The following is a 6,000-nucleotide window of genomic DNA, read 5'->3' on the forward strand; positions in this document are numbered from 1 at the left end:
CGCCCACCCAGGGCACCCGGGTGGACAACCCGTACGTCGGGGTGCCGGGTTACGTGAACCCGGAGTGGAAGGCGAAGGCCGAGTCGGTGGCCGGCGGTAACCGGGTCTCGAACAACCCGACCGCCGTCTGGATCGACCGGATCGCCGCCATCAACGGCACCGACGACAGCAGCTCCAACGGCGCCATGGGCGTCCGGGACCACCTGGACCGGGCCCTGACCCAGGGGGCGGGCTACATCCAGTTCGTCATCTACAACCTGCCCGGCCGGGACTGCGCCGCGCTGGCCTCCAACGGTGAGCTGGGCCCGGACGAGCTGCCCCGCTACAAGGCGGAGTACATCGACCCGATCGCCGCGATCCAGGCCGACCCGAAGTACCGCAACCTGCGGATCATCAACATCATCGAGATCGACTCGCTGCCGAACCTGGTGACCAACACCTCCGGCAAGCCCGGCGGCACCGTGATGTGTGACACCGTCAAGGCCAACGGTGCCTACGTCAACGGCATCGGGTACGCGCTGACCAAGCTCGGCGCGATCGGCAACGTCTACAACTACATCGACGCCGCGCACCACGGCTGGATCGGCTGGGACAGCAACTTCAGCCCCACCGCCCAGATCCTGAAGGACGCCGCTGTCGCCTCCGGCAGCACCGTCAACAACGTGCACGGCTTCATCGTCAACACGGCGAACTACTCGGCGCTGAAGGAGACCAACTTCAAGGTCACCGACAGCGTCAACGGCACCACGGTGCGGCAGTCCAAGTGGATCGACTGGAACTACTACGTGGACGAACTGTCCTTCGCCCAGGCGTTCCGTAACGAGCTGGTCTCCAAGGGCTTCGACTCCAAGATCGGCATGCTCATCGACACCTCCCGCAACGGTTGGGGTGGCTCGGCCCGGCCGACCGGCCCCGGCCCGCTGACCAGCGTGGACGCCTACGTCGACGGTGGCCGTATCGACCGGCGGATCCACGCCGGCAACTGGTGCAACCAGTCCGGTGCCGGCCTGGGTGAGCGCCCGAAGGCCGCCCCGGAGCCGGGCATCGACGCGTACGTCTGGATCAAGCCCCCGGGCGAGTCGGACGGCTCCAGCGAGTACATCCCGAACGACGAGGGCAAGGGCTTCGACCGGATGTGCGACCCGACCTACACCGGTAACGCCCGCAACGGCAACAGCATGAGCGGTGCCCTGCCCAACGCGCCGATCTCCGGCGCCTGGTTCCCGGCCCAGTTCGCCCAGCTCATGCAGAACGCGTACCCGCCGCTCTCCTGAGCAGCACCCGCAGCACCAGTACCGCACAGGGGCACCCCCGGTCCGCCGACCGGGGGTGCCCCGCCTTTCTGGCCCAACTCACATCTCCGGTCTTTCCTGATTGATCATGAAGTTGTTGTCACGCACTCCGGCGTGTCGTGACAACAACTTCATGATCGACGCGCAGGTGGCGGTGGGCCCTCCCGGGCACCGGAGGTCCGCGCCTCACGGAACGGTCTTCTCCACCGCCGCCCGTCCCTCCCGGGCCAGGTCCTGCCGGGCCCGTTCCACGTTCGCCGGAGTCGGGTCCTGACCCCGGGCGGCGGCGAGGTCCTCCGGATCCCAGGGCTGTTCACCGCCGGTACGGATGGCGCTCCCACCGCCCGGTGAGCCGGCGCCGAACGGGTCGCCGATGATCTCCTCGGTGGGCGGGAAGTCACCGGCCGGCGTGCCCGGCTCGGTGAAGGCCGGGGAGTCCGCGTCCGGCCCGCCGCCGGTCACCAGTTGCGGCACCGTGGTCTCGTCGTCCACCGCTGCGGCCACCTCGGGGCTCTCCTCCAGCGGCCGGTCACGTTCGGTCATGATGTCGCCCTCCTGTCCCTAACGGGCGCCGACGGACGCCGGCAGGTGCGGCTTCTCCTTCCGGGTTGGCTACCCCGGATGGCGCCCGCCATGCCGTCGGTCAGAGGCCGAGCAGCCGGTCGAGGAGATCCCGGTACCGCCGGACCACCACCCGGAGCTGTTCGGTGTCCTCCGACCCGCTCTGCTGCCAGCCGTCCAGTTCGTCCCGCCGGGCGGCGAGCGCACGGGCGACCGCCTCGATGGCGTCGCCGACCACCTCCCGGGCCTCCCCGGCGGCGGCCCGGGGGTCGTCGACGAAGCGGAGCTGGACCTCCCGCCACCGGTCGCGGTACTCCTGGGTGCCGGAGAGGAACGGCTCGCCCGTCCCGGCCGCCGGGCCCGCCGCTGCGGAGTCCGGGCCGCCGGCTGCCGGCCGGTGCGCCCCGGCCGGCGTGGCCGTGCCGTCCGGGTCGACCATCGTCGGGGTGGCCCGGCCGTACCCCGGGGCGTCGTCCACCGGGGCGACCCCCCGCTGTCCGGGGCGGGCCAGTGCGTCGAACCGGGTGGTGGCGTCCGGGTCGGCGGCCGGTGGGTTGAACCGGGTGGTGGCGTCCAGGTCGGCGGCCGGTGGGTTGAACCGGGCGGTGGCGTCCGGATCGGCGGTCGGCGGGGCGAACCGGGCGGTGGCGTCCGGGTCCGGGTTCCCCGGGGCGCGGCGTCCCGCCTCCGGGAGCGGATGCCCGGCCTCGGGATCGGCCTCCGCACCCACCTGACCGGCGGTGCCGTCACCGGGCCGGGCGGTGTCCTCGCCGCGCGGGTCCCGCTCGTCGGCCGCCCGGCCGCTGGCCATGGCGGACGCGGCCACCGCACCACCCACCGTGGTCGCCCCGAAGGCGGTCGGCACCGGCGCAGGCGGGTGGAAGTCCGGCTCGCCCGGTACGGGTACCGGATCCGATTTGATCACCTCGGTGGCGTCCTGGCTCTTCCGGTCGTCGTGCTGGCGCATCGCGGTCTCTCCTAGCGGCTCGTGGCGTCCTGCGGGGTGTCATCCGGGTGCTGCTGCCGTACCGGTACCTCGCCGAGCAGGTCGGCGAAGAGTTCGCGGTAGTACACGACGGCCTGGCGGAGATCCTCGGTGCTGGCCTCCCCCCGCGTGTCGCGCAGGTGGATGTCGTGGGCGTCCCGGTAGTGGGTGAGCGTACGGGCGTGTTCCACCGACAGGTGCGCGAGTTGCTCCGAGTAGTCCCCGGTGGGATAGCCACGTTCGGCGATCAGGCGGGTGACCAGCTCGTCCGCGTCGCCGACCGCGGCGGCGGGGGAGTCCACGAACCGGATCTGGATCTCCTCCCAGGCGGCGGTGTACCGGGCCCGGGACTCGGGGCTCAACGGGGTGAGGGTCAACTCGGCGTGCCGGCGTTCCCGTTCCCGCAACTCCCGCTCTGCGGCGGTCCGGCTGTCCCGGTCGGCGACGACCCGGTCGTACTCCGGGCCGAAGCGGTCCCGCAGCGCCCGCCGCCGGCTGGTGGCGACGGCGAGCGCGACCAGTGCGGCGACGGCGAGGACCACGAGAAAGATGACGACTAGCTGCGTGGGCGACATGGTTTCCTCCTTCGCCACCTGGTATTCCCGCTCGACACCGACCGCCAATCCAGATTCGACGTACTTTCCGGCCCACGCTGGCGGAACGCCCGAACATCCCCTGGTCGATCGAGCGTGGCGCCCGGTCCACCGGGGAGCAACGGGGTGTGTCGGGGTGACCCCGCCCGGCGAGGGCGGCGGTAGTGCGGCTGGTCAGGATTACGTATCCTGCCGGGGGCGTTGCGTGCAGCCGCGCCTCCGGCGGGAGTAGCGGCCCGGCCGGGCCCGCGTCACCCCTGCCACCCCTCGGGCGAGGTCCCATGAAAACCGGCAACTGGCCGATCCGCTCGAAGCTCGTCGCGCTGGTCGTCATGCCGATCGCCGCGCTGCTGGTGCTCTGGATCTTCAGTACCAGCCTGGTGGTCGGCCCGGCGCTGAAGCTGCTCACGGCGCAGACCCTCTTCGAGGACGTCGGCCGCCCGGGGGAGCGACTCGTCGCCGAACTCCAGCGGGAGCGGCGGCTCTCCGTGGTGTACCTCGCCTCCCGGGCCGGCCTGCCGGAACTGCGGGCCCAACGGGTCCGTACCGACGACGCGGTCGTCGACTTCCGTCGCCGGCTGGCCGACGAGGACCTCCGCGACGCCGCCGACGACCTGCTCGAAGGGCGGCTGGACCAGCTCGTCACCGGCCTGGAGGCGCTGCCCGCCGGGCGGGCCGCGATCGACCAGCAGACCATGGACCGGGCCGGTGCGCTCGGACTCTACAGCGGCATCGTGGCCGTCGCGTTCGGTGCGTTCAACGCCACCGCGACCCTCCCCGACGAGGGAATCAACCGGCAGGTCCGGGCGCTGACCGCGCTCGGCCAGGCCCGTGAGCTGCTCGGCCAGGCCGACGCCCTGCTCGCCGGGGCGATCACCGGTGGCGGGTACGCCTCCGGGGAACACGCCCAGCTCGTCCAGATCATCGGTAGCCAGAAGTTCCTCACCGCCAGCGCGGTGGCCGAACTGCCGGCCGAGGACCGGGCCGCATACCAGCGGCTGACCGAGGCGGACGCGTTCGTCCAGCTCCGCAGCATGCAGGAGACCCTCGTCGGGGCGGACGGCCGGGGTGTGCCGAAGGTGGACGTACCGCTCTGGCAGGCCAGTTACGACACCGTGCAGCAGCAGCTGCGCGAGTTCGAGCTGGGCGAGGCGCAGGGGGTGGCCGACCGGACCATGCCGGTGGCGGTGGGCATCCTGGTCCGGCTCGCCGCGACCGGACTGCTCGGCCTGGTCGCGGTGGTCGGCTCGGTCGTGGTGGCACTGCGCGTCGGACGGTCCCTGGTGCACCGGCTGACCGGTCTCCGGACGGTCGCCTTCGAACTGGCCGAGCAGCGGCTGCCGGCGGTGGTGGCCCGACTGCGGCAGGGTGCTGAGGTCGACCTCGCCCGGGAGGCGCCGCCACTGGAGTACGGCTCCGACGAGATCGGTCAGGTGGCGCACGCGTTCAGCGCCGTGCAGTCCACTGCGGTCCGCTCCGCGATCGACGAGGCCACCCTGCGGCGGGGCCTCAACGAGGTCTTCCTCAACATCGCCCGACGCAGCCAGACCCTGCTGCACCGGCAACTCGCCCTGCTGGACCGGATGGAGCACCGGGTCGAGGACCCGGACGAGCTGGCCGACCTGTTCCGGGTCGACCACCTGGCGACCCGGATGCGGCGACACGCCGAGGATCTGGTCATCCTGGCCGGCGCGGCACCGGGGCGGGGTTGGCGGAACCCGGTACCGATGATCGACGTGATCCGGGGGGCGGTCTCGGAGATCGAGGACTACGCGCGGGTGGACGTGGCCTCGGTGCAGGACGCGGCGACCGCCGGCCGGGCCGTCGGCGACGTCATCCACCTGCTGGCCGAGCTGATCGAGAACGCCGCCGTCTTCTCCCCACCCGAGACGCAGGTGCGGGTCTCCGGTGAGCTGGTGCCGAACGGGTACGCCGTCGAGATCACCGACCGGGGGCTGGGCATGTCGGCCGAGGCGCTCACCGCCGCCAACCAGAGGCTCGCCGAGCCACCCGACTTCGACCCGGCCAACACGGCCCGGCTGGGCCTGTTCGTGGTGGCCCGGCTCGGCGCCCGGCACGGGGTGAAGGTCCAACTGCGCCCGTCCGCGTACGGCGGCATCACCGCGGTGGTGCTGATCCCCACCGGACTCGTCGTACCGACCCCGGACACCGGGGAACCGGTGGATGGCGGCCCGACCCCGGTGGTCGGGGCGCAGGTGGCCCGGATCGGTCCCACCGGGCGCCCGGCGGGCCGGCTCAGCCGGCTCTCCACCGTGCCGAGACAACGTTCCGCCCGGTCCGGGCGGGGCCGGAGCGCACCCACGCCGCTCCGCCCGGCACCGGCGGGGACGGGTGTGGAAGGTGGACCGTCGGCGGTACCGGCCGACCCGCCGATCGGTCCGGACGGACTGCCCCGCCGGATCCGGCAACGCAGCATGTCGCCGAAGCTGCTCGCGCCGGTCGATCCGGAGCCGTCCCGGGAACCGGCCACCCGGACCCCCGAACAGACCCGCGCCGCGATGTCGGCCCTCCAGGCCGGTACGGCGCGGGGGCGGCAGGACTCGGGGGC

5 protein-coding genes are annotated in these 6,000 nt (G+C 72.6%); 2 read left to right on the top strand and 3 right to left on the bottom strand.

All coding sequences use genetic code 11. The annotated features are described in order from the left end of the window. Positions 1 to 1,274: glycoside hydrolase family 6 protein (locus GSF22_RS29395; protein WP_208817169.1), on the top strand; the 1,274-nt coding region annotated here is incomplete at its 5' end. Positions 1,275 to 1,478: 204 nt separating this feature from the next. Here GSF22_RS29395 and GSF22_RS29400 read toward each other — a convergent pair. From GSF22_RS29400 to GSF22_RS29410, 3 genes are all read right to left on the bottom strand, one after another. Continuing rightward, positions 1,479 to 1,835, bottom strand: coding sequence for a hypothetical protein (locus GSF22_RS29400; RefSeq protein ID WP_208817170.1), 357 nt, complete (start codon positions 1,833 to 1,835; stop codon positions 1,479 to 1,481). Between the two features lie 100 nt (positions 1,836 to 1,935). Further along, positions 1,936 to 2,820: a hypothetical protein gene (locus GSF22_RS29405; protein ID WP_208817171.1), complete on the bottom strand. Its 885-nt coding sequence runs from the start codon at positions 2,818 to 2,820 to the stop codon at positions 1,936 to 1,938. A gap of 11 nt (positions 2,821 to 2,831) precedes the next feature. Further along, entirely contained in the window at positions 2,832 to 3,413 is a 582-nt protein-coding gene (locus GSF22_RS29410) for a hypothetical protein (RefSeq protein ID WP_208817172.1), read from the bottom strand. Positions 3,414 to 3,712: 299 nt separating this feature from the next. Here GSF22_RS29410 and GSF22_RS29415 point away from each other — a divergent pair. Further along, positions 3,713 to 6,000 (top strand): sensor histidine kinase (locus GSF22_RS29415; protein WP_208817173.1); only part of this gene is annotated, 2,288 nt, incomplete at its 3' end.

The organism is Micromonospora echinofusca, from assembly GCF_017614955.1.
GTDB lineage: Bacteria > Actinomycetota > Actinomycetes > Mycobacteriales > Micromonosporaceae > Micromonospora > Micromonospora echinofusca_A.